The 21,994-nt window shown below is 71.7% G+C and carries 23 protein-coding genes and 3 tRNA genes; 9 read left to right on the forward strand and 17 right to left on the reverse strand.

Translation table 11 applies throughout. The annotated features are described in order from the left end of the window. Window positions 1–151 precede the first annotated feature (151 nt). From D6270_RS17965 to D6270_RS17975, 3 genes are all read left to right on the forward strand, one after another. Entirely contained in the window at window positions 152–595 is a 444-nt protein-coding gene (locus tag D6270_RS17965; RefSeq protein WP_109164502.1) for a hypothetical protein, read from the forward strand. A 64-nt stretch (window positions 596–659) separates the two neighbouring features. Next, a complete protein-coding gene (locus tag D6270_RS17970; protein ID WP_109164501.1) occupies window positions 660–1,454 on the forward strand; it encodes a DsbA family protein in 795 nt (264 codons plus the stop codon). Continuing rightward, window positions 1,451–2,299 (forward strand): cytochrome c biogenesis CcdA family protein, encoded by an 849-nt coding sequence (locus D6270_RS17975; RefSeq protein WP_109164500.1) that lies wholly within the window; start codon window positions 1,451–1,453, stop codon window positions 2,297–2,299. Before D6270_RS17970 ends, D6270_RS17975 begins: the two co-directional genes overlap by 4 nt. Before the next feature lie 117 nt (window positions 2,300–2,416). Here the strand turns inward: D6270_RS17975 and D6270_RS17980 are convergent, their stop codons facing one another. The 5 genes from D6270_RS17980 to D6270_RS18000 form a co-directional block, all read right to left on the reverse strand. Further along, window positions 2,417–3,385: an ABC transporter substrate-binding protein gene (locus D6270_RS17980; protein ID WP_109164499.1), complete on the reverse strand. Its 969-nt coding sequence runs from the start codon at window positions 3,383–3,385 to the stop codon at window positions 2,417–2,419. Beyond that, entirely contained in the window at window positions 3,382–4,170 is a 789-nt protein-coding gene (locus tag D6270_RS17985) for an amino acid ABC transporter ATP-binding protein (protein WP_109164498.1), read from the reverse strand. The genes D6270_RS17980 and D6270_RS17985 overlap by 4 nt, the downstream gene beginning before the upstream one ends. Then, on the reverse strand, window positions 4,167–5,174 hold the full coding sequence (locus tag D6270_RS17990; RefSeq protein ID WP_413251931.1) for an amino acid ABC transporter permease: 1,008 nt from the start codon (window positions 5,172–5,174) through the stop codon (window positions 4,167–4,169). Before D6270_RS17990 ends, D6270_RS17985 begins: the two co-directional genes overlap by 4 nt. A gap of 67 nt (window positions 5,175–5,241) precedes the next feature. After that, on the reverse strand, window positions 5,242–6,345 hold the full coding sequence (locus D6270_RS17995) for an MFS transporter (protein WP_158650534.1): 1,104 nt from the start codon (window positions 6,343–6,345) through the stop codon (window positions 5,242–5,244). A 133-nt stretch (window positions 6,346–6,478) separates the two neighbouring features. After that, window positions 6,479–7,750 (reverse strand): ATP-grasp domain-containing protein, encoded by a 1,272-nt coding sequence (locus D6270_RS18000; RefSeq protein ID WP_109164495.1) that lies wholly within the window; start codon window positions 7,748–7,750, stop codon window positions 6,479–6,481. A gap of 608 nt (window positions 7,751–8,358) precedes the next feature. Here D6270_RS18000 and D6270_RS18005 point away from each other — a divergent pair. Further along, the gene (locus tag D6270_RS18005; protein ID WP_225976892.1) at window positions 8,359–9,057 is read left to right on the forward strand and encodes a helix-turn-helix transcriptional regulator; all 699 of its coding nucleotides are present in this window, start codon (window positions 8,359–8,361) and stop codon (window positions 9,055–9,057) included. 80 nt (window positions 9,058–9,137) lie between these two features. Here D6270_RS18005 and folE read toward each other — a convergent pair whose 3' ends face one another. The 12 genes from folE to D6270_RS18065 all read right to left on the reverse strand — a co-directional run bounded on the left by folE (window position 9,138) and on the right by D6270_RS18065 (window position 17,081). After that, on the reverse strand, window positions 9,138–9,722 hold the full coding sequence (gene folE, locus D6270_RS18010) for a GTP cyclohydrolase I (protein WP_109164494.1): 585 nt from the start codon (window positions 9,720–9,722) through the stop codon (window positions 9,138–9,140). After that, window positions 9,723–10,373, reverse strand: coding sequence for a 7-carboxy-7-deazaguanine synthase QueE (locus D6270_RS18015; protein ID WP_204117097.1), 651 nt, complete (start codon window positions 10,371–10,373; stop codon window positions 9,723–9,725). 135 nt (window positions 10,374–10,508) lie between these two features. Next, a complete protein-coding gene (gene queD / locus D6270_RS18020; RefSeq protein WP_109164493.1) occupies window positions 10,509–10,871 on the reverse strand; it encodes a 6-carboxytetrahydropterin synthase QueD in 363 nt (120 codons plus the stop codon). A 64-nt stretch (window positions 10,872–10,935) separates the two neighbouring features. Then, window positions 10,936–11,937 carry an isopenicillin N synthase family dioxygenase gene (locus D6270_RS18025; RefSeq protein WP_109164492.1) on the reverse strand — a complete coding sequence of 334 codons (1,002 nt, stop codon included), beginning with the start codon at window positions 11,935–11,937 and terminating at the stop codon, window positions 10,936–10,938. Window positions 11,938–11,966: 29 nt separating this feature from the next. Next, the gene (ectB, locus tag D6270_RS18030; RefSeq protein ID WP_109164491.1) at window positions 11,967–13,229 is read right to left on the reverse strand and encodes a diaminobutyrate--2-oxoglutarate transaminase; all 1,263 of its coding nucleotides are present in this window, start codon (window positions 13,227–13,229) and stop codon (window positions 11,967–11,969) included. Window position 13,230: 1 nt separating this feature from the next. Then, window positions 13,231–13,938, reverse strand: coding sequence for a 7-cyano-7-deazaguanine synthase (locus D6270_RS18035; protein ID WP_109164490.1), 708 nt, complete (start codon window positions 13,936–13,938; stop codon window positions 13,231–13,233). Between the two features lie 73 nt (window positions 13,939–14,011). Then, entirely contained in the window at window positions 14,012–14,386 is a 375-nt protein-coding gene (locus D6270_RS18040; RefSeq protein ID WP_151414699.1) for a hypothetical protein, read from the reverse strand. Further along, window positions 14,323–14,778 (reverse strand): class I SAM-dependent methyltransferase, encoded by a 456-nt coding sequence (locus tag D6270_RS18045; protein ID WP_158650535.1) that lies wholly within the window; start codon window positions 14,776–14,778, stop codon window positions 14,323–14,325. Before D6270_RS18045 ends, D6270_RS18040 begins: the two co-directional genes overlap by 64 nt. A gap of 330 nt (window positions 14,779–15,108) precedes the next feature. Continuing rightward, window positions 15,109–15,182 (reverse strand) — tRNA-Phe (locus D6270_RS18050). 22 nt (window positions 15,183–15,204) lie between these two features. Then, window positions 15,205–15,279 (reverse strand) — tRNA-Asp (locus D6270_RS18055). Between the two features lie 38 nt (window positions 15,280–15,317). Further along, window positions 15,318–15,390, reverse strand: a tRNA-Glu gene (locus tag D6270_RS18060). Between the two features lie 80 nt (window positions 15,391–15,470). Further along, on the reverse strand, window positions 15,471–17,081 hold the full coding sequence (locus tag D6270_RS18065) for a metallophosphoesterase family protein (protein ID WP_109164488.1): 1,611 nt from the start codon (window positions 17,079–17,081) through the stop codon (window positions 15,471–15,473). A gap of 156 nt (window positions 17,082–17,237) precedes the next feature. Between D6270_RS18065 and D6270_RS18070 the strand changes: the two genes are divergently transcribed. The 5 genes from D6270_RS18070 (at window position 17,238) to D6270_RS18090 (ending at window position 21,799) form a co-directional block, all read left to right on the forward strand. Continuing rightward, window positions 17,238–17,588, forward strand: coding sequence for a metallopeptidase family protein (locus D6270_RS18070; RefSeq protein ID WP_204117096.1), 351 nt, complete (start codon window positions 17,238–17,240; stop codon window positions 17,586–17,588). After that, entirely contained in the window at window positions 17,585–18,061 is a 477-nt protein-coding gene (gene crcB, locus D6270_RS18075; RefSeq protein WP_109164487.1) for a fluoride efflux transporter CrcB, read from the forward strand. Before D6270_RS18070 ends, crcB (D6270_RS18075) begins: the two co-directional genes overlap by 4 nt. After that, window positions 18,058–18,432, forward strand: a complete 375-nt coding sequence (crcB, locus tag D6270_RS18080) for a fluoride efflux transporter CrcB (RefSeq protein WP_109164486.1) — start codon at window positions 18,058–18,060, stop codon at window positions 18,430–18,432. Before crcB (D6270_RS18075) ends, crcB (D6270_RS18080) begins: the two co-directional genes overlap by 4 nt. A gap of 230 nt (window positions 18,433–18,662) precedes the next feature. Beyond that, window positions 18,663–19,253 carry a hypothetical protein gene (locus tag D6270_RS18085; protein WP_151414701.1) on the forward strand — a complete coding sequence of 197 codons (591 nt, stop codon included), beginning with the start codon at window positions 18,663–18,665 and terminating at the stop codon, window positions 19,251–19,253. A 239-nt stretch (window positions 19,254–19,492) separates the two neighbouring features. Next, window positions 19,493–21,799, forward strand: coding sequence for a DEAD/DEAH box helicase (locus D6270_RS18090; protein WP_151414702.1), 2,307 nt, complete (start codon window positions 19,493–19,495; stop codon window positions 21,797–21,799). Window positions 21,800–21,994: the final 195 nt, after the last annotated feature.

Raw genomic sequence — 21,994 nt, forward strand, 5'->3', positions numbered from 1 at the left:
GGAGTGGCGACCTCATTTCGCGCGGACTGCGTCACGCGGGGGCGGCCCGGGAGCGCGGGCGCCCGGTGACCGATGCGGCGGGCGTGGTCACGGCGCGTACCATTTCGGGCAGTCGAACGCTCAGTCTCCCCGCACGAAAGGCGCCGGTCCCGTGTCCCGTACGCAGTGGTGCTGCCTGACGGCGCTGCTCGCGATCCTGATGGGGCTGCTGTGCGGACCGATGGGCGCGGCTCCTTCTTATGCTGACGCGTCACCCTCCGAGGGTGTCGCGGTCACTGTCGGGGAGGCGGTTACGGCGACGGCACCGGACGGCCCGGCCGCTGCGGATGCCACGGCCGCCGCCGCGCGGGCCGTCGTGGAGGCCTTCGACGCGGGCGCCCCGGTCCCCGGCTGCCGGGAGCCCGGCGACCACGACAGCGAGCCCGCCGTGCCGACCCGGGCCCGTGCCGCCTACGACCAGGCCCCCGGCCTCGCCCCCTGGGGGCTGCCCGCCGCGACGGGCGCCCTGCCGGCCGAGCCGCCGCCGGGGATACGGGTCCAGGACCCGGTCTCCGCCACACCGACCCCCGTACAGCTCTCCGTGCTGAGGGTGTAGGCCTGGCGACCCGCCCGACCCGCACCCTTCCCTCTCCTCCCGCACCACCAGCACGGAGTGCCGCATGCCCACGCCCAAGAACACCAAGCCCTCCTCCCGCAAGCCCCTCCTCTACGGCGCCGTGATCGTCGTCGCCGCCGGTCTCCTCGGCTTCGCCTCCTACAAGGCGACCGCACCCGGCGGCTCCTCGGCGGACACCGCCACCGGCCCGGTCGCCGAGGTCTCCGCCGACCCGCAGCAGGGCGTCCACCCGGAGCTCGCGAAGCTGGCCCGCCGCGACGCCGACGACAAGCTGGCGGCCGGCCGCGCCGACGCCCCCGTCGTCCTGATCGAGTACGCCGACTTCAAGTGCGGTTACTGCGGCAAGTTCGCCCGGGACACCGAGCCCGAGCTGATCAAGGAGTACGTCGAGGACGGCACCCTGCGCATCGAGTGGCGCAACTTCCCGATCTTCGGCGAGGAGTCCGAGAACGCCGCCCGTGGGGCCTGGGCCGCCGGGCAGCAGGACCGCTTCTGGGAGTTCCACGCGGCCGCCTACGCCGAAGGGGCGAAGGAGAAGGGGTTCGGCAAGGACCGGGTCAAGGCCCTCGCCGAGGAGGCCGGGGTCAAGGACCTGGCCCGTTTCATGAAGGACCTGGACGGCGAGGCCGCCCGCGCCGCCGTCGCCAGGGACCAGGAGCAGGGTTACGGGATCGGCGCCACGTCCACCCCGTCGTTCCTGATCAACGGCCGCCCGATCGCGGGGGCGCAGCCGAAGGAGACGTTCACGCAGGCCATCGAGACGGCGGCGGAACAGGCGAAGACCACCGCCGGGAGCTCCTCCGGCACGGCGGGCACCACCGGGGACTCCGCCAAGTGAGCCCGGACATCGGCTACTTCGCGGCCTTCCTCGGCGGGCTGCTCGCCCTGGTCAGCCCGTGCAGCGCGCTGCTGCTCCCGGCCTTCTTCGCGTACTCCATCGACTCCACCTCGCGCCTGCTGGCCCGTACCGGCATCTTCTACGCCGGTCTCGCCACCACCCTCGTCCCGCTCGGGGCGGCCGGTTCGTACGCGGGGAGGCTCTTCTACGGCCACCGCGACGCCCTGGTGACGGGCGCGGGCTGGCTGATCATCGTGCTCGGGGTCGCACAGATCGTCGGCCTGGGCTTCGCGTCGCGCCGTATGGCCGAGCTCAGCGGCCGCATCCGCCCCACCACCGCCTTCTCCGTCTACGCCCTGGGCGCGGTCTACGGCCTGGCGGGCTTCTGCGCGGGCCCGATCCTCGGCAGCGTCCTCACCGTGGCGGCGGTCAGCGGCAGCCCGGTCTACGGGGGCCTGCTGCTGGCGGTCTACGCGCTCGGGATGGCGGTCCCCCTCTTCGTACTCGCCCTGCTCTGGGAGCGGTTCGACCTGGGCCGCCGCACCTGGCTGCGCGGCCGGACCGTCCAGCTCGGCGGCCGATTCCAGCTGCACACGACCTCGCTGCTCTCGGGCCTGTTCTTCATCGGCCTGGGCGTGCTCTTCCTCGTCTACGACGGGACGACCGCGCTCCCCGGACTGCTCGGGGTCGACAGCTCGTTCGCGGTGGAGCAGTGGGCGCAGAGGCTGGGCGAGCGGGTGTCGGACGCGGTGCTGCTGGGGGCTGTGGTGCTGGTGGTGCTGGGGGTTCTCGGCGTACGGGCCTGGCGGCGACGCGTGACCGACGAGAGGGCCGGGGAGGCGTGAGAACGGAGGCGCGCACACTGTCCCGGCCGGCGGCACCAGCCGGGTGCACGACGGGCCTCGCGCAACCGGCCGGTGGGAAGCGGGGTCCCGGCCGGTGTCCGCACCCCTACGGCACCGCTACGGGAGGCCGGGCGGGTTGATCCGTGAGCGGGTCACCGCCTCCTCCGTGAGGTGCCAGCGGGCGACCGCCTTGCCGTAGACGCCGTCGTCGATCAGCGCGTTGATCGCACCGGCCAGCGGGGCCGCCAGCCCGTTGTCCTTCCTGGTCGTGGCGGCGATCCAGCCCTCCCGCCCGGCGCCCGCGCCCGAGTAGGTGCCGACCACCTCGGTCTGCCCGGCGTCGGCCACGTGGTACGCCACGGAGGGGTTGGAGCCGAGGTACAGATCGACCCGGCCGGAGCGCAGAGCCAGATAGACGTCACTCTGGGCCTGGTAGAACTTGATCTCGCTGGGCTTGCGGCCCGCCCGCTCGTTCTCCGCGCTCCACTGGGTGATCAGCTTCTCCTGGTTGGTACCGGGGTGGACCGCGACCGTCAGCCCGGCCACGTCCCGGGGTTCCCGCACGCGCAGGCCGCTCCCCTTCAGCCCCTCGAAGGCCACTTTGTCCTGGCGGTAGGAGGCGAAGTCGTACGTGCGCTTGCGCTCCTCGGTGTCGGTGATGTTGGCGATGGCCACGTCGTACTTGCCGCTGTCCAGGCCGACGAACATGTTCTCCCAGGACACCGTGTGCAGCCTGGGCTTCAGCCCCAGCACGTCGGCGACGAGGCGTCCGAGGTCCGGCTCCATGCCGATGACCGTCTTGTTGTCGGTGGCGTAGAAGCTCAGCGGAGGGGCCAGCCCGGCGAAGGTCACGATCTCCAGCGTCCCCCGGTCCCGGACGGCCCGGGGCACCTGTGCCGCGATCGCGTCGACCCGCTCCGTGCGCAGCCGCTGGAGCCCCGCCTCCTTGTTGATGTCGCCCGCGGACGCCGAGCCGGCGGCGGGGCGCTCGGCGTCCGGGGGGTTGGCACAGGAGGACAGGGCGAGGACGGCCAGGCACAGGGCGGCGGCCAGAGGGCGGAGGCGGGGGCGACGGGGCACAGTCATTCCTTGGGGGGAGACGGGGAGAGCGGGGCCTTGGAGAGGAACGCTCGGGTACGGGGGTGCCGCGGATGGTCCAGGACCTCGGAAGGAGGGCCCTGTTCGACGATCACGCCGCCGTCCATGAAGACGACCGTGTCGGCCACCTCGCGCGCGAACCCGATCTCGTGCGTCACCACGACCATCGTGGTTCCGGACCGGGCCAGGTCCTTGATCACGTCGAGTACCTCGTCGACCAGCTCGGGGTCGAGGGCCGAGGTCGGCTCGTCGAACAGGAGGACCTTCGGCCGCAGGGCGAGAGCCCGCGCGATCGCCACCCGCTGCTGCTGTCCACCGGACAGCTGGCGGGGGTACGCGTCGGACTTGTCGGCGAGGCCGACCCGGGACAGCAGCGTCCGTGCCGTCTCCCGCAGTTCCTCCCGCCCGGCCAGGCGGGCGGCGAGCGGCGCCTCCACGAGGTTGTCCAGGACGGTGAGGTGCGGGAAGAGGTTGAAGCTCTGGAAGACGAAGCCCACCTTCCGGCGCTGCCGGAGGATGTCCTTCTCCTTCAGCTCGTACAGCTTGGTGCCGGACCTGCGGTAGCCGATCAGCTCGCCGTCGATGGTGACGTGGCCGCGTTCGGCCCGCTCCAGCTGGTTCAGGACCCTGAGCAGCGTGGACTTGCCCGACCCCGAGGGGCCGAGGAGGGCGGCCACCTCGCCGGTGCGGACCTGGAGGTCCACCCCGCGCAGCACTTCGAGTGCGCCGTAGCTCTTGTGGACGCCGCGCATGTCCACGGTCCACCGGCTCATCGGGGCCCTCCTGCGGCCGGGGCAGCCGGTTTCTCCGGGCGGGCGGCGAGGCGCCGCAGACGGCGGAGCGGGGAGGGCGGGGGCGCCCCGTCCACCCCGCGGGCCAGGCGCCGTTCCGCGTAGAACTGGGCCACCGACAGGACCGAGGTCAAGGCCACGTACCAGGCGGTGGCGACGAGCAGCAGGGGGATCACCCGGCTGTTGCGGCTGTAGATCACCTGCGTCTGGTAGAACAGCTCGCCGATGGCCATCACATAGACCACGGAGGTGCCCTTCAGCAGGCTGACGACCTCGCTGACGGCGGTGGGGAGCAGGGAGCGCATGGCCTGCGGCAGGATGATGCGCCGCATCTGCCGCAGCCGGGGGATGCCGAGCGCCGCCGCAGCCTCCCACTGACCGCGGTCCACGGCGAGGATGCCGCCGCGCACGATCTCCGCGCAGTACGCGGCCTGGTGCAGGGACAGCCCGATGATGGCGGCTCCCATCGTGCCGATCAGCGTGTTGCTCTCCACCGACGCGAAGACCGGGCCGAAGGGGATTCCGATGCCCAACTCCCGGTACAGCGCGCCCAGGTTGAACCAGAAGACCAGCTGGACGATCATCGGGATGGAGCGGAAGACCCAGATGTAGGTCCAGGCGACCGTCCGCAGGACGGGGCTGGCGGACAGCCGCATGAAGGCGAGCACCGTGCCCAGGGAGAAGCCCAGCACCGTGGCGTACGCGGTGAGCTGGAGGGTGACGCCCACGGCGTTCACGATCGACTCGGACAGCAGGTACGAGGCGACGACCCGCCACTCCCAGACCGGGTTGGTCAGCAGGCCGTGGGTGAACTGGAGCACCACCACCAGGACGGCGAGGGACGCGACCCACCGGCCATAGTGCCGGGCGGGCACCACCTCGAAGTCCTCCGGTTCGAGGCCGGGCCCGCGGTCGCCGCCGTGGGGGCGCGTACTCTCCGCCGCCGTGTCCGCCGGCGGGAGCTCGGTTCCACGTGGCATGGGCATCCTCCTTCTCATCTGTGGTGGGTACGGAGCACCGGGGCCACCCCGGGCGGGGGCGTCCGGTGAGGTCTCAGGGGGTGGTCCCGGGGCGGGCGGAGGCTGCCAGCGCGGCTGCGGCCAGAGCCAGGACCGGGGCGCAGAACACGAGCGCCGTCGTCCCGAACGCCTCCCCCAGAGCGGTCCCGCCGAAGGAGCCGGCGGCGAAGCCGACCGTGGTCATGCTGTTCGCCCACCCCTGGACCTCGTGGTCGGAGCCGGGCGGGGTCACCGTGCCGAGGACGGTGAAGAAGCGGGCGAAGACGGAGCCGATCGCCAGGCCCGCAGGGACGCAGACCAGGGCGACCACCAGCGGCCGGAGGGACATCGCCGCGCCGACGGCGCACGTCCCGGCGGCCAGCAGCGCGAGGAGCACGGGGAGCCGGGTGAGGCGGGAGCCGTGCAGCCGGCCGAGGGCCAGCGCGCCGACGATGCTGCCCGTGGAGAGACCCGCCAGGAGCCAGCCGCTCGCGGAGGCGGCGTTCCGCTCCTGCGCGTAGACGGGCAGGGACACCTCGGTGGCGGCCAGGGCCGCGCAGAAGAGCAACTGCGCGGCGAACAGCATGACCAGCGGCGCCCGCAGGACTCTGCCGGTGTGCTCGGGTGCCGGCGACGGCACGGTCGCACGGTCGGGCAGCGCGGTCAGCAGGACCACCGCGAGCGCCATCAGCGCGCCGATGAGGACGAGGGGGAGGACGGGGGCGATGGAGGTGCTGAGCCAGCCGGCCAGCACGGGGCCCGTGATCAGCGACAGGTCCATCAGCGCGGATTCGAGGGCGTTGGCGGAGGACCGGCCGCCCAGGTCGCGGTCGACCGCGGTCCAGTGGGAGCGCAGCAGAATGCTGGCGGGTGGGAAGAACGCGCCCATCAGCAGGGCCGAACCCAGGAGGAGAGGCAGAGGGGCGCCGACCACGGCGCAGAGGCCGATCCCGGCGATGCCGGCGAGATAGCCGGCCAGGCAGACTCGGAGCACCGGGCCTGCCCCGCGCCGCGCCGCCTGCCGGCCGCGGACCGGGCTGCTGACCGCGTTGGCCAGAAGCATGACGGCTACGACGGCACCCGCCTGGGCGTAGGAGTAGCGGGGTGGGACGAGCAGCAGCACGCTGATCGGGAACATGCTGATCGGCCACTTGGCCATGAGGCTGGCCAGGGCCAGCCGCGGGGCGCCGGGCGAGGCCAGTACCGCGCGGTAGGGGGCCAGGAGACGGCCGCGGGGAAGCGCTGGGGTGTCCGCGGCCGTCGGCCGGTCACGGGGGTCCGGTCCCGGCACGTCAGGTGAGGGCCGCGGAGGTGCCGGCAGCGTCGTCGGGTGTGGCGGGACGGGTCTCCACCCGTACCAGCGACCGGATGGCGGCCAGGGTCGCGAGGACGCTGTCGGTGTCGCTTCCGTGGACGGCCGCGCTGAACGGGATGCTGATGTTGTCGTGGGTGGCCGGGACATGTTCGCCGGGTGCGTAGCCGAGTTCCACGCTGTCGACCCCGGGCAGGCCGGCGGCCTCCTCCGCGCCGTGCACCGCGACGAGGAGGCCGGGCCCCTGCTCGTTGTGTACGACGGAGGAGCCGAAGCGGGCCGGGAACTCCACGGGACCGTCGAGCAGGGCGGGGCGGCGGCCGAGGTAGCAGGCGATGGTGTCGTGGAAGGGGCGCAGCCCTCCGTGCGCCATCCACAGGTCGACGGCGGGGCCGCCGGAGAGCCGGGCCCCCACCTCGATCAGGTAGACGCCGTCGGCGGTGCACTTGACCTCGGTGTGGCTGGGGCCCCGGCGGATGCCGAAGGCGTCCAGGACGCCGCGGACGTACTCCTCCACACGTGAGCGGTCCGGGTGGTCCGGCCCGGCCTGCACGATGTCCCAGAGGGGGAAGTCGTAGTCGGCGTCGTCGGGGCGCAGGTACTCCCACAGGTCCACGAGCCGGTGCTCCCCGTCGGCGCTGAAGAAGTTGACGGCGAACTCCCGTCCCCGCACGTAGCGTTCGACCAGCCATTCGCGGACCGGTTCCCGGTAGACGTCGTGGGTGACCTGGGGCTGCCCCTTCTCCAGGTCGGCGGGGGTGGAGTAGACGCGTACGCCCTGCGACCCGGCGCCCAGCGTCGGCTTGACGATCACCGGGAACCCGATCTCGTGGGCCGCCGCCACGATGTCGTCGGCCGATGTGACCAGCCGGAACTCGGGTATGCGGACCCCGGCCCGCGCGGCGTGCGCCCGCATCGCCGCCTTGTTGCGCCGGGCCATGGCGAGGGTGTGGTCGTTGCCGGGCAGCCCCAGCAGGTGTGCCAGGACGTCGGTGAGGTACACCCCGGCCTCCAGGCAGGGCACCACGGCCCGGGCGTCGACGCCCGCGGCGCTGACGAGGTGGAGGGCCTCCTCCGGGTCAGCGGTGTAGAAGGACAGGTCGTCGCCGTCGGCGTGCCCGTCCAGGGAGGCCAGGTAGTCGTGGGTGTAGAGGGAGACGACGGAGAAACCGAGATCACGGGCGGCGTCCTTGAACGGCCGGCCCTGACGCACCGGGTCCACCAGGACGAGCGCGGGTGAGCTGATGGTCATGGAGCCCTCTCCTCGGTAGGCGGCCTGCCGTCCTTGCCGGGGGCGGCCGGGTCTCACCGTCCATGTTTCCGGCTGGCACGTGGCGGCGACATGGACCGCCAGACGGTTCGTACGGACATCGGAGGGGCCGAACGTGCAGGCGTTCCGCCCGGTCGGCGGGGAGCGGGGAGGGAGTGGCGCCCTGGTGTCGGCTTCTCCGTCGAGCTGTCCGGATCGCGACAGTGACTCCGGAGAGGGGGAGGGGTGACAACGCTGTCTTGAAAAGGCCCCGGAGGATCAGGGCTACGGGAAGTTTCCTCTCCCTTTTCGCCACGCCTTCACATCTGTGATTCTGGGTGGGATTAAAAAAGGAATGAATGGCGGAGTGTCCATCTTTCCTTTGATTGAGAGGTTTGCCTGGAGGGTGCCTGCCGTTCACCTGCTTTACCTCACGTCAGCGAGGTGAAGTGAACTTTCGGACACCTTCCGAGCAGTTCACGTCAACATGGCCGCGCGACGTGGCTCCGTCCGACGAACACGCTCCGGTCTGGATCTACGCTCTGCGGTCATGACGGGGGTCAACCGCTCGTATGCAGTGAAGGACGAAAATGTCTCGGCCTTATCCCAGCTTGTACACCGATGTATCCGGCCCCGACACCCCTCCGGAGCCGGCCGGGCTCACCTCGTACATACCGTCGCCGGCCATCTCCGTGATCATGTACGGGGGCGACCCCCTCACCCGAGCGGGCGTCGTGGCCCAGATAGGACACCACCGGGGCATAGCCCTGCTGGCGGACACGGATCGCGCTGCCGGAGGGCCGCCGTGCGAGGTCGCGTTAGTCCTGGGCGGCCATCTGGACACCCAGTCCTTCACTCATCTGCGAAAGTTGGGTTCCGAATACGGAAAACGTGTCGTCCTGGTCGTCGGCGAACTCGACGAACACCGCCTGAGCCAGGTGATCGAGGCAGGGATCTTCTCCATCGTCTGGCGCCACCAGGCCACCCCGGCGAGTCTGGTGAAAGCGATACAGGCGGCGGCCCGGGACGAGGGGGACATGCCCGGAGACCTGCTGCGCAGGGCGCTGGCCCACCTCGAACGCCACTCCCAGGGAACTGTGCTGAGCGCCGTCGCGCCCGGTCGTCCGACCGGGCGCGAGCTGAACATCCTGGAACTGGTCGCGCACGGACTCGGCACGAGGGAGATCGCCGAAGAGCTCAACTACTCCGAGCGCACCATCAAGGGCGTCCTGCACGACGCCATGACTCGCCTGCACCTGCGCAACCGCGCGCACGCCGTGGCCTACGCGATCCGCGAAGGCTACATGTGACGTACGCGGACCGGCGCCGGCCCCACCGGACCTCAGGGGCCAGGGCGAGGACCGACGCCGATCGGCGGAGCGCCGCAGCCTCAGGACCGCAGTAGCGCGAACAGCTCACCGCGCAGCGAACTGTCGTCCCCGAAGGCCCCCAGAAACGCCGTGGAGGTCATCTCGGCGCTCGCCTTGATGCCGCGCATCGTCATGCACAGGTGCTCCCCCTTGGCGATGACCGCGACGTCCTCGGCGCCGGTGATGTCCGCCACCTCCTGGGCTATGTCGGCCACCAGCCGCTCCTGCACCTGGAGCCGGTGCGCGTGGCGGTGGGCGACCCGCGCGAACTTCGACAGCCCCAGCAGCCGTTGGGTGGGACGGTAGGCGATGTCCACGGAGCAGTTGAACGGCAGGAGATGGTGCTCGCACAGCGACCACACCCGGATGTCGGAGACCACCACCATCTGGCTGGTGGTCGTGGTCTCGAAGAGTGTGTCGATGGTCCCGGGGTCGTAGTCGATGAACTCGCGCCACCAGCGGGCGAACCGCTCGGGGGTCTGGCGCAGACCGTCCCGGTCGGGGTCCTCGCCGATCTCCTTGAGCAGGCGCCGCGCGAGATCCACCAGGGGATCGGCCGGGCCTTCCTCGGCCTCGGTCTGCGGTTCGACGGTGTTCATGGTCATTCAGACACCTCTCTTGTGGCCCCAGACCAGCGTGTGCAGCCGGGTGGTCACGTTCCATCCCCGGTCGATGACCGAGGAGACGATCTCCTGCATGTGCTTGTCGATGGCGTCGGGGTCCTGGCCCTCGGGCATGATCCAGACCGATTCGAGGGCGAAGTCGTCGACCAGTGCGGCCACTTCGTCCAGGTCCGCCGTGGTGCGGCAGACGAATTTGAAGGTCACCCCCGGCGTGACGGCGAACCGCCGCAACGCCTGCGGGACGATGCGGCGTTCGGCCGGGTCACCGGAGTGCGACAGCTTGGGCGAGACGTTGAAACGCACGCCCGGCCGCACCAGCCGACCGTCGGGGACGCGTGTCCCGTTGGTCTCGAACTCCACCTCCACGCCCGCCTCCAGCAGCGTGTCGATCAGCGGGAGCAGGCGCACCTGCTGGCTGAGCGGCTCGCCCCCGGAGATCACGACGAGGCCGACTCCGAGCCCCAGCAGTTCCTCGGCGACCGAGGGGACCGACCGCCGGTGCAGCTCGACCTTGGGGTCGTAGCGGACACCGCTGTCGCTGATGCCCTGCCAGTCCCACGTGTACGGCGTGTCGCACCAGCGGCACGACAGGTTGCAACCGCCCAGCCGCAGGAACCCGCACCTGCGGCCCATGGACCGTCCCTCTCCCTGGACGGCCTCAAGTGGGGCCGAAGATCTCGTTGACCACGAGTTCCGGTTCCACAGGGCACCACCTCCTCCTTGTACGTGACGTACGTCATTGCCGTGGCCGGGGGGCCGGCTCCGGGATCAGGGCCGGTACTCCGCCCAGGTCTTGGGCGTCTCGGAGATGCGGACGGAGCTGAGCTCCGGGAAGTCGGCCTTCCACTGCTCGAACATCCAGACGGCGAGGTTCTCCGCGGTCGGGTTCCCCTCGACGACGTCGTTCAGGTGCCGGTGGTCGAGGGTGTCGTCCAGCCACTTCTTGAACACCGAGAGCTCGCCGTAGTCCCGGACGAAACCGGTGGCGGTCAACGCCGACCGCTCGGCACTCAGTTCGAGCTCCACCGCGTAGTTGTGGCCGTGCAGCCGGGCGCACTGGTGGCTCTCGGGGAGGCCGCCCAGCCGGTGGCTGGCGGAGAAGTCGAATCGTTTGGTGATACGCAGGGTCATGACGGCCAGGGCCTCTCTTGGGGGGAAACAGGGACATCAAGGGGCAGGGGGCGACCGACAGGGGTCACGCGGGGAAGGCCGTGGCCTCCAGGTGCACACCGAGCTTCGCCAGCACCGAGTGGCGGGAGACGACGGGCTCCAGACCGGCACCGCCGCCGACGGGCGGAGACAGCGGATCGATACGGGTCCCCGGGTCGGACTCGTAGAAGAACACCAGGGACAGCAGCTCCTCGTCGGGGGCGCTCGGGCTGGGAGCGAGCACCCGGTGGCGCAGCGCCCGCCAGCGTCCGTCGGTCCAGCGCTCCATCAGGTCGCCCAGGTTGACCACCAGCGCGTCCGGCCGGTGGGGCGGCGCGAACCAGCCGGCCGTCTCGTTCCACGCCTGGAGGCCGCCGACCCCCAGCTGCCGGCTGAGGATCGTGAAGGCGCCCAGATCGGTGTGGGGGCCGTTGCGCAGCTGCCCGCTCGCCACCGTGCCCACCGAGGCGAGCGAGGGGTACCAGCTGACGTTCTGGGTCCAGGTCGCGCGGGTGGCCCGGCTGGTGAAGAAGTCCCCGGGGAGGCCGAGCACCTGGGCGAAGAGCTCGTTCAGGGCCTGCGCCACCCGCCGCATGTGATCCGTGTACGTCTCGACGGCGCGGCGCAGCCCGGGGAGTTCACCGTCCGGCCAGCGGTTGGGCGGGTAGCAGTACCGGTCGAGCGCCTCGTCCCCCGACCGGTAGGAGGGGCCGGAGTAGAAGGACTCGTGCAGATCGGGGGGTGCCGCCGCCTCCGCGCCCTCCGCACGGGGCACGCCCACCCCACCGCCCGGATGCATCTCCAGCCAGCCGCTCTCGTACGGGGCGCCGATCGCGTACGGCCGCTTGGCCTCGCTCGGCAGCGCGAAGAACTCCCTCCCGCGCGCTCGCAGTTCCTGCATGGCGGTCTCCGGCACGCCGTGCCCCGTCAGGAGGAACATGCCGGTGTCGCGTAACCCCCGGTCCAGGGCCGCGGCGGTCTCCTCCCGCTCCGCGGCCGAGGCGGTCCGCCAGCCGCCGAGATCGACGACGGGAACAGCGCTGTCCATGAGGACGTCCTTTCGTATGGTGCGAAGGGTCAGGCACCGAGGACCGCGTCGACCGCCGACGCGAGGATGTCGATGCCCTCTTTCAGCTCGCTCTCGGTCACGGTGAGCGGAGGGAGCAGTTTGACGACGGAGCTGTCGGCGCCGGACGTCTCGACCAGCAGCCCCCGCCTGAACGCCGCGGTCGACACCGCGGCGGCCTCGCCGCCGCTCCCGTCCCCGGCCGGCCCGGGGATTCCGAGCCCTGCCGCGAGACCTCGTCCGGTGACGTGGAGCCCCGCGCCCTCGTACCTGTCCGCGATCTCGCCGAGGCCCGCGGCCAGACACTCCCCGGAGCGGCGCACGGCCTTCTCCAGGTCGTTGCCCGACCAGTAGGCCCGCAGCGCCGCGGCCCCGGTCACGAAGGCCGGGCCCACGCCGCGGAAGGTGCCGTTGTGCTCACCCGGCTGCCAGACGTCGAGCTCGGGCCGGATGAGCGTGAGGGCCAGCGGCAGACCGTATCCGCCGATCGACTTCGACAGGCACACCATGTCGGGAGTGATCCCGGCGTCCTCGAAGCTGAAGAACGGCCCGGTGCGTCCGCATCCCATCTGGACGTCGTCCACGACGAGCAGGACCTCGTGCCGGCGGCACACCTCCGCGAGGGTGCGCAGCCACGGCGCCGAGGCCGCCCGCACCCCGCCCTCGCCCTGCACCGTCTCCACGATCACGGCGGCCGGCCTGTCCAGCCCGCTTCCCGGGTCGCCGATCAGCCGGTCCAACAGCTCGGGGGAGCCGTCCGCGTAGCCGTCGTACGGCAACGCGACGCCGTGCGTCAGGGGGATGCCGGCCGCGGCCCGCTTGGCCGCGTTGCCGCTCACGGCCAGGGCGCCGAGCGTCATGCCGTGGAAGGAGTTGGTGAAGTGGACCACGGTGGAGCGACCGGTCACGCGGCGGGCCAGTTTCAGCGCCGCTTCCACTGCGTTGGCCCCGCCCGGACCGGGGAAGACCACCCGGTAGTCCAGGTTCCGGGGAGCGAGGACCGTCTCCTGGAGCGCCTTCAGGAAGTGGCGCCTGGCGACGGTGAACATGTCCAGTGAGTGGGCGACGCCGTCACGGCTCAGGTAGTCCATCAGCGCGCGCTTGAGCACGGGCGGGTTGTGCCCGTAGTTCAGCGCCCCGGCACCGGTGAAGAAGTCCAGATAGCGGTTGCCGTCCTCGTCGTACAGCCAGCTTCCCCGGGCCCGGTCGAACACCACGGGCCAGGCGCGGCTGTAGCTCCGGACCTCGGATTCCAGCTCCTCGAAGACGTCCACCTCACGCCCCCTCTACGGTGACCGCCGACGCGGCGTAGACGGTGGGGTCGTGGATCCCGGCGGCTTCGAAGGCCCCGCGCCGCTCCACGCACGAGGCGCAGCGCCCGCAGTGCAGCTCCTCGCCGCGGAAGCAGGTCCAGGTGTCCGCGAACGGCACGGAGAGCCGGTGGCCGAGAGCGATCACCTCGCGCTTGAGCATGCTTGCCAGGGGCGCTATCAGGTCCAGGTCGGGGTGGGCGTGGCCCCGGGTGCCGATCCGCTCCATGGCGAGGAAGGCGTCCAGGAACTCCAGGGAGGTGTCCGAGGGCCCGACGTCCTCGGCCATGATGCCGAAGGCCACGGCCTCCGCCCGCTCCACGACGGCGAGCGCGAAGGCGGCCGACAGCAGGAGGGCGTTGCGGTTAGGAACGATGTTGGGGCGCCCCGGCACCGCGGCCGCACCGCTGCTCCCGGCGCCCTCCACGGGGACGTCCAGTGCCGGATCGGTGAGTGACGACCCGCGCAGCACCCCGCGCGCCCCACCGAGGTCGGCCTCCTCGTACGGTGCGCCGAGACGCTCGGCCGCCAGCCTGGCACAGGCCAGTTCGCGCCGGTGGCGCTGGCCGTAGTCGATGCCCAGCAGGTGCAGCTCGTGGCCCTGGGCACGGAGGTGGTAGGCCATGGTGACGGAGTCGATTCCGCCGGACACCACCGCAATGATCTTCGACACGCGTCGTCCTCACTTCGTCGGGTACCGGGATGGGGGCGGCCGCTCGGGGACGGCCGAGTGCCGCGCGGGCGTGTCACCCCTGAGCGGGCCGCCGGGCGCAGAGCACGAACCAGTGCCGGGCCAGGTGGATGCCCTCTGGCGTGGTGGCCTGGGCCGCGTAGCGCTCGAAGGAGCGGCGGTCGGTGGCCGAGTCGTAGTCCTCGAAGATCGGCACCATCTGGAGGAACCGGTCCAGGTCGGCGGGGGTGTGGAAGAACTCGTCGTAGGAGAACTCGCGTTCCTCCTCCACGGTGAGACCGGCGTCCTCCAACCGCCGGCGCTCCTGCCGGACCACCGGCTCGCCGGACCACCGCCCGTACAGCTGCCCCCGGCCGAAGACCTCCTTCAGCGACTGGACGTCCCGCTCCCCGATGCCCAGGTACACCACCGTGCCCCCGGGCCGCAGCACGCGGTGGAACTCCTGGGGAAGAGCGGCCCGCGGCGCGAGGTCACCACGTCGAACGTCTGGTCCGGGAAGCCGGTGGCCGAGGCGTCGCCCACGGTGAAGGCGACATGGTCGAGCCCTGACCCGGCCCGGTGGCGCTCGGCCGACGCGAGCATCTCCGCCGACAGGTCGATCGCTTCGACCCGTCCGAACGCGGGGGCGACGGCCAGCACGTTGCGGCCGTCGGCGCATCCCACGTCCAGCAGCCGAGCCGTCGGTGAACCGTGCTCGCGCACCAGGGAGTCGAAGTGCTCCTCGGGGTCACCCTGCGGAAAGGAGGTGGTGCGCTGTGCCCCGCTGGAATAGCCGCCGAACTTCTCGGCGACCTTGGAGTAGAACTCCTGCCGCTGGGTCATGGACTGCCCTTCGCTCGAAGGCCGGGGTCTGGCTCGGAGGGCCCATGCTTCCCTCGCGGCGGCACCGCGCAGAAGGAACCACGGTGCCGCCCTGAGCGCACGTGCGGTGCGCGAGCGGACACCCCCTGTGCCCGAAGGGACCGTGCCGACGGACGCCCCGCACCGCTCCCGGCAGCACGGGGCGGACCCTTTGGTGCGGCCACGACGGGCCGGGGCGGGGAGGTCGGGCATGGGGCGGGGGCCGGGCGGATGAGGCACGTACGGGAGAGGGGGCCCGGGGCCGGTGAAACGCGGATAGGCCCCGATCCGTGGATCGGGGCCTATCGGAGGTGGCTGGGGCCGGGATCGAACCGGCGACCTATCGCTTTTCAGGCGATCGCTCGTACCAACTGAGCTACCCAGCCACGCAGCCGCTGGGGCTGCAAGCGGTCCTGACGGGATTTGAACCCGCGGCCTCCACCTTGACAGGGTGGCGAGCACTCCAAACTGCTCCACAGGACCAAGCAATGTGCGAAACAAGTCTCGCACACGGTGAAACGTGCCCCCAACGGGATTCGAACCCGTGCTACCGCCTTGAAAGGGCGGCGTCCTGGGCCACTAGACGATGAGGGCTATTGGCCCGCCTGTTCGCTTTGCAGCGCGTCGGGGACGTGAGAAGCATATGGGATGGGTGGAGCTATCGCCAAAACGGTTTACGGCGAGGGCGTGGGCCGGGTCGCGGAGCCCGTCGGGGACGGGCTGGGGGAGGGCGAGGCGGGGCTCTCCCCCTTCAGGTTCTCCTCCGGCAGATGGCGGCTGACCTCGGCGGTCGTCAGCCCGAGACCGCCGAGCGTGATCTCGTCCCAGGCCTGGAGCCGGCGGGTCTCGCGGTCCAGGTAGAGCACCGAGGCACGTACCTTCTCGGGCTTGTCGTTCTGCACCGCGCGCAGCCCGCCGCCGCCCGTGGAGCCCTCGACCTTGAGCCGCGTACCGCCCTTGAGCTGTTCGTTGACCCGGTGGTGGACATGGCCGGCCAGCACCAGCGGGACCGTGCCGTCGGTCTGCCGGGCGGTGTTCGGGTCGTGGGCGACCGCGATGTCGACCGGGGTGCCGGCCTGCTCCTGGTCGCGGAGGGCGGACGCCAGGCGCATGCCCTGCAGCTCCGCGGCCGCCTTGCCGCCGACCGGCTTGGTGCGGTCGGGGGTGAACGAGGCGTCGCCGGTGCCGGCGATCCGCAGCCCGGCCACGTCGACGGTCCGGCCGTTGTCCAGGACGCGCACGTTCCGGACCTTCTCCAGGTACGCCTGCGTGACCTTGGAGTCGTGGTTGCCGCGCACCCAGACGTAGGGGGCGCCGAGGTCGCGGATCGGGTCGAGGAAACCGTTCTCCGCGGCCGAGCCGTGGTCCATCGTGTCGCCGGAGTCGATGATCACGTCGATCTCGTACTGCTTCACGAGCGAGGCGATGATGTGCCAGGCCGCCGGGTTGAGATGGATGTCGGAGACGTGCAGGGCGCGGATGGTGCCGGGGTCCGGCTGGTAGACGGGGAGCGTTGAGGTGGCGTCGTACAGCCGGGTGACGTTGGTGACCAGGCGGGCCAGCTCCTGCTGGTAGATGTCGAACTCGGTGACGATCGACCGGGCGTCGCCGACGAGCGACGGGGCGCTGGAGAGCAGCCCGGAGAACTTGGGCTCCAGGACGGACTTCGGGTTCCAGGTGGCGTACGCGCTGACGCCCGACGCGGCCAGCAGGGTCAGGGCGAGCCCGCCGGCGGCCAGGGCGCGGCGGGGGCGGCGGTAGACGACGAGGCCGAGCGCGGTCGCCCCGGAGATCACGGCGACACAGGAGCGTACGGCCAGCTCGCGGGTGCCGGCGGCGACGTCCCGGGTGACCTCGTCCTGGAGTCCGGAGAACCGTTCCGGCTGGTCCACCAGGGCCTGCGAGCGCACGGGGTCGAGGCGGTCCACGTTCACGTCGAGGCGGAGCGGGGCGATGTGCGAGTCCAGCTCCAGGGCGCCCAGCGGGGACACGTTGATCTTGCTGCCGCCGGTGAGGGACGGGCGCAGGGTCATGTTGGTGTCCATGGGGCCGACCGGCGTACGGATGGACCCCACGGCGAGCAGCCCGAGCCAGGCCCCGATCACGACGACGGCGAGCATGGCGAGGGCGCGTACGAACGGCCTGGGGGTGGCGGTGCCCATGAGGTCGCCGGTGGCGGGCCTGCGTGCCGGGCGTTTCGGGGACTTCGCGGAGTCGGGCCGGACGAGCTGGGTGAGGCGGTGCCGGACGCGGTCGGCAGCGGCACGGAACGGAGCGCGGACCATTGGGCGCGTATGCCCCGGTACGGCTCCGCCCATGCCGGGGTGCCGACGGCGGAGTGGATCAGGCGAGGGGCGGCGAGGGGCATGGGGTGGCCGTGAAGTGGATCAGGTGCGGTGGCCATCTGCCCGTGGCGGGCCCCCGTACGTGACAATGGCGGGGTGCTGGAGATGACGCGGGAGCAGTTCGAAGAGCTGGTGAGCCAGGCTCTTGACCGGATTCCGCCGGAGCTGATGCGGCTGATGGACAACGTGGCGGTCTTCGTCGAGGACGAACCGGAGCCCGGCGACCCCGAGCTGCTCGGGCTCTACGAGGGCACGCCGCTCACCGACCGCGGGGAGTGGTACGCCGGGGTGCTGCCGGACCGGATCACCATCTACCGCGGTCCGACGCTGCGGATGTGCGAGACGCACGAGGACATCGTGGCCGAGACCGAGATCACCGTGGTCCACGAGATCGCCCACCACTTCGGCATCGACGACGAGCGCCTGCACGCCCTGGGCTACGGGTGAGCGAGCAGGCACCGGACGAACTGCCGGAACCGGGACCACCTTCCGCTTCGCAGCCACGGGTGCTGGGCGCGGTCGCGGCGGGCGGCGCGCTGGGCGCCCTCGCGCGGTACGCGGCGCTGGTGCGGTGGCCCGCCGCCGAGGGCGGCTTCCCGTGGACGGTGTTCGTCGTCAACGTGACCGGCTGCGCCCTGATCGGCGTCCTGATGGTGGTGACCGTGGAGCGCGGCCGGGTGACGCACCCGCTGCTCCGGCTCTTCCTCGGCGTCGGCGTACTCGGCGGGTTCACGACCTTCTCGACGTACGCGGCCGATGTCTCGGGCCTGCTGGTGCGTCAGGAACTCCCGACGGCGGTGGCGTACATGGCGACGACGGTCGTGGCGGCGCTGGCGGCCGTGTGGGCGGGTGCGGTGGTGACACGGCGGCTGCTGGACCGGGGCGCACGGGGTGGGCGCGGCGGGGAGCGGGCCGCGTGAACTGGTTCCTGGTGGTCATCGGCGGGGCGGTGGGCGCGCCCCTGCGCTATCTGACGGACCGGGCGGTCCAGGCGAACCAGGGCCGGGGTGTCGCGTACGTCTTCCCGTGGGGCACGTTCACGGCCAACGCGGCGGGCAGCCTGATTCTCGGGGTGCTGACGGGGGCAGCGGTCTCCTCGTCCGCGTCCGCCCTGCTGGCGACGGGGCTGTGCGGGGCGCTGACGACGTACTCGACGTTCTCGTACGAAACCCTCCGTCTGGCCGAAACGGGCCGGTCCTTCCTCGCTGTGGCCAACGTGGTGGCGTCGCTGCTGATGGGGCTCGGGGCGGTGTTCCTGGGGGCGGAACTGGCGGGCGGGTTCGGGGGGTAGGGGGTCGGCCCGGCCCGGGGCTTCGGTCGGCCCCGACGGGCCCCGCGAGGCGGTCCGGCGCGCCCTCCACCCCGGGGCTGCCCGGCCCGTCGGTGGTTCGGGCGTGTCTCCGGCGGGGTCCGGGGAGTTGGGCACGGCACCACACCATCGCGTACGGCGCGCTTTATGCCGCACGCGACAGCCCACCCCGCTCCCCGCCCCCGCTCTGCCCCGCCCCGGAGGTGCCACCCGTGCGCAAGTTGTCCGCCCCTGTCCGCTGGGCAGCCGTCACCGCGCTGACGATCGCCGCGTCCACCGGCTGTATGAGCGTCGGTGACGACGGCGCGAGGCCCAGCCCCTCCGGTTCCTCCGACTCGAAGGGCCGGACCGCCGACCCGGACGACGAGACGACGGCCGGATCCGGCGAAGCCGGACACCGTGGGGGTGACGCCCACACCCACTCCGACGGCGACTCCGCCGACCGCAAGAACCCCAAGGGGAAGCCGAGTCCGGAGGCGTCCGGGAGCGCCGTGCCGTCGGACACACCGAAGGGCGCGCGCCCCCAGCCCGGTGTCCCCCACCCCCCGCGCCCCGGTCAACCGGCGGCCCCCACACCTTCCACGCCCGGCCCCGGGGAGCCACCGCCGGTCGTGCCGGAACCGCCCGCCCCGCAGCCGTCCCCCGACCCGGACCCGGACCCCGAACCGGAGCCCACCGAACCCTCCGAACCGCCCCCTTCCGCGTCGCCGGCCGCGCAGCTGCGGACACAGTCGATGGGGGGCACGGGGGAGGGCAGGCCGTTGCGGACACCGGAGGCATCACCGCAGGTCAGGCCGGTGTAGCCGGAGCGGGAAGAGGGCCGGGTTGCGCAATGTGGGTGAGAGTGCGTATGGTGGTAGATCGTTTGATCCCATTGCCCGGCGCCGACACAGAAGAGCGCCGTGTGGCGCGTACTCTCCCTTGCCGTGGCTGGACCGCATTGAGGCGGTCGAAATTGCGAATCACGGAGTTACGGGCGCGTGCCGAGACTCCGGAAGGTTTCGCATTTCGCATGTCAATTTCCAGTTCTGACCACACCGTCATGCCCGAGAACATCGACAACGCCGAGCTCGCCGAGCTCGTCGAGGCCGCTGTGACCGAGGCCCCTGCCGGCGCCACCGCCGCAGCCGGGAAGGCTCCGGTGGCTGAGAAGGCGGCCGAGAAGTCCGTCGCCGACTTCATCACCGAGGACAAGCCGGCCGCCAAGGCCGAGGCCCCCGCCAAGACCGAGGCCGCTGCCGAGGCCGAGACGGACGAGGCCCCCGTGGCGGAGACCGACGCCGAGCCGACCATCACCTTCGGCGACCTGGGCCTGCCCGACGGCATCGTCCGCAAGCTCGCGCAGAACGGTGTGACCGCCCCCTTCCCGATCCAGGCGGCGACCATCCCGGACGCCCTGGCCGGCAAGGACATCCTCGGCCGTGGCCGTACGGGCTCCGGCAAGACGCTCTCCTTCGGCCTGCCGCTGCTGGCCTCGCTCTCCGGTGGCGCCACCGAGAAGAAGAAGCCGCGCGGCATCATCCTCACCCCGACCCGTGAGCTCGCGATGCAGGTCGCGGACGCCCTCCAGCCGTACGGCGACGTGCTCGGCCTCAAGATGAAGGTCGTCTGCGGCGGTACGTCGATGGGCAACCAGATCTACGCGCTGGAGCGCGGTGTCGACGTCCTCGTCGCCACCCCGGGCCGACTGCGCGACATCATCAACCGTGGCGCGTGCTCGCTGGAGAACGTCCAGGTCGCCGTCCTCGACGAGGCCGACCAGATGTCCGACCTGGGCTTCCTGCCCGAGGTCACCGAGCTGCTGGACCAGATCCCCGGTGGGGGTCAGCGGATGCTCTTCTCCGCCACCATGGAGAACGAGATCGGCACGCTGGTCAAGCGCTACCTCTCCAACCCGGTGACGCACGAGGTCGACAGCGCCCAGGGCAACGTCACGACCATGTCGCACCACGTCCTCGTCGTGAAGCCGAAGGACAAGGCGCCGGTCACCTCCGCCATCGCCGCCCGCAAGGGCCGCACGATCATCTTCGTCCGCACCCAGCTGGGCGCCGACCGCATCGCCGAGCAGCTCATCGAGTCCGGTGTGAAGGCCGACGCGCTGCACGGCGGCATGACCCAGGGCGCCCGTACGCGGGTCCTGGAGGACTTCAAGAAGGGTTACGTCAACGCGCTCGTCGCGACCGACGTGGCCGCCCGCGGTATCCACGTGGACGGCATCGACCTGGTCCTGAACGTGGACCCGGCCGGAGACCACAAGGACTACCTGCACCGCTCGGGCCGTACCGCCCGGGCCGGCAAGTCCGGTGTCGTCGTCTCGCTGGCGCTCCCGCACCAGCGCCGCCAGATCTTCCGCCTGATGGAGGACGCGGGCGTCGACGCCTCGCGCCACATCGTCCAGGGCGCGGGCGTCTTCGAGCCGGAGGTCGCCGAGATCACCGGCGCCCGTTCGCTCACCGAGGTCCAGGCCGACTCCGCGAACAACGCCGCCAAGCAGGCCGAGCGCGAGGCCGCCGACCTGACGAAGCAGCTGGAGCGCGTCCAGCGCCGCGCCGTGGAGCTGCGCGAGGAGGCCGACCGCCTGGTCGCCCGTGCCGCGCGCGAGCGGGGCGACGACCCGGAGGCAGCGGTGGCCGAGGTCACCGCCGAGGCGGAGGCCGCCCTGGTGGCCGCCATCTCCGTCCCCGAGCAGCCGGCCGCCCGCGAGGAGCAGCGCCGCGACGAGCGGGGCAACTACGAGCGCCGCGACAACCGCGGTGGCGACCGTGGCGGCTACCGGGGCGGCAACGACCGTCGTGACGACCGCCCGTCGGGTGGCTTCCGCTCCGGTGGTGACCGTCGTGATGACCGTGGTGGCCGTCCGTTCGAGCGTCGTGACAACGACCGCCCGTCCTTCAACCGTGACCGTCGTGACGACCGCCCCTCGGGTGGCTTCCGCTCCGGTGGTGACCGTCGGGATGACCGTGGTGGCCGTCCGTTCGAGCGTCGTGACAACGACCGCCCGTCCTTCAACCGTGACCGTCGTGACGACCGCCCCTCGGGTGGCTTCCGCTCCGGTGGTGACCGTCGTGATGACCGTGGTGGCCGTCCGTTCGAGCGTCGTGACAACGACCGCCCGTCCTTCAACCGCGACCGTCGTGACGACCGCCCCTCCGGCGGCTTCCGCTCCGGTGGCAGCGACCGCCCGTTCAACCGTGACCGTCGTGACGACCGCCCCTCGGGTGGCTTCCGTTCCGGTGGCAGCGACCGCCCGACCGGCCGTCGTGACGACCACCGCGGCGCCAACACCGGTACCAACACCGGCACCTTCGGCCGCCGCGACGACAAGCCGCGCTGGAAGCGCAACGGCTGACCCCACCCCGGCCGACTCCCGGCCGGTGAGGTCCGCCTGACAGACCGGCAGGGCCCGTACGCCACCGAACCGACTCGGTGACGTACGGGCCCTGTTGCTGTTCCCTCACTGCTCCCCTCGCCGCTCTCCAGGGGCGCGAACCGGCGTGAAAGGGACGCGACGGGGGCGCGGTCGGGGCGTGACGGGGCCCGACAC

The sequence above is a fragment of the Streptomyces griseus subsp. griseus genome (assembly GCF_003610995.1).
Lineage (GTDB): Bacteria > Actinomycetota > Actinomycetes > Streptomycetales > Streptomycetaceae > Streptomyces.

What these genes read in the sequence shown, in the direction of transcription:
- D6270_RS18045 (WP_158650535.1), bottom strand. Translation starts at nt 14,778, where the DNA reads ATGACCCAGCGGCAGGAGTTCTACTCCAAGGTCGCCGAGAAGTTCGGC.
- D6270_RS17990 (WP_413251931.1), bottom strand. Translation starts at nt 5,174, where the DNA reads ATGCCCATGCCACGTGGAACCGAGCTCCCGCCGGCGGACACGGCGGCG.
- D6270_RS17985 (WP_109164498.1), bottom strand. Translation starts at nt 4,170, where the DNA reads ATGAGCCGGTGGACCGTGGACATGCGCGGCGTCCACAAGAGCTACGGC.
- D6270_RS18000 (WP_109164495.1), bottom strand. Translation starts at nt 7,750, where the DNA reads ATGACCATCAGCTCACCCGCGCTCGTCCTGGTGGACCCGGTGCGTCAG.
- D6270_RS18090 (WP_151414702.1), top strand. Translation starts at nt 19,493, where the DNA reads ATGCCCGAGAACATCGACAACGCCGAGCTCGCCGAGCTCGTCGAGGCC.
- D6270_RS17995 (WP_158650534.1), bottom strand. Translation starts at nt 6,345, where the DNA reads ATGGCCAAGTGGCCGATCAGCATGTTCCCGATCAGCGTGCTGCTGCTC.
- D6270_RS18065 (WP_109164488.1), bottom strand. Translation starts at nt 17,081, where the DNA reads ATGGTCCGCGCTCCGTTCCGTGCCGCTGCCGACCGCGTCCGGCACCGC.
- folE (WP_109164494.1), bottom strand. Translation starts at nt 9,722, where the DNA reads ATGACCATGAACACCGTCGAACCGCAGACCGAGGCCGAGGAAGGCCCG.
- D6270_RS18025 (WP_109164492.1), bottom strand. Translation starts at nt 11,937, where the DNA reads ATGGACAGCGCTGTTCCCGTCGTCGATCTCGGCGGCTGGCGGACCGCC.
- D6270_RS17980 (WP_109164499.1), bottom strand. Translation starts at nt 3,385, where the DNA reads ATGACTGTGCCCCGTCGCCCCCGCCTCCGCCCTCTGGCCGCCGCCCTG.
- D6270_RS18015 (WP_204117097.1), bottom strand. Translation starts at nt 10,373, where the DNA reads ATGGGCCGCAGGTGCGGGTTCCTGCGGCTGGGCGGTTGCAACCTGTCG.
- D6270_RS17970 (WP_109164501.1), top strand. Translation starts at nt 660, where the DNA reads ATGCCCACGCCCAAGAACACCAAGCCCTCCTCCCGCAAGCCCCTCCTC.
- queD (WP_109164493.1), bottom strand. Translation starts at nt 10,871, where the DNA reads ATGACCCTGCGTATCACCAAACGATTCGACTTCTCCGCCAGCCACCGG.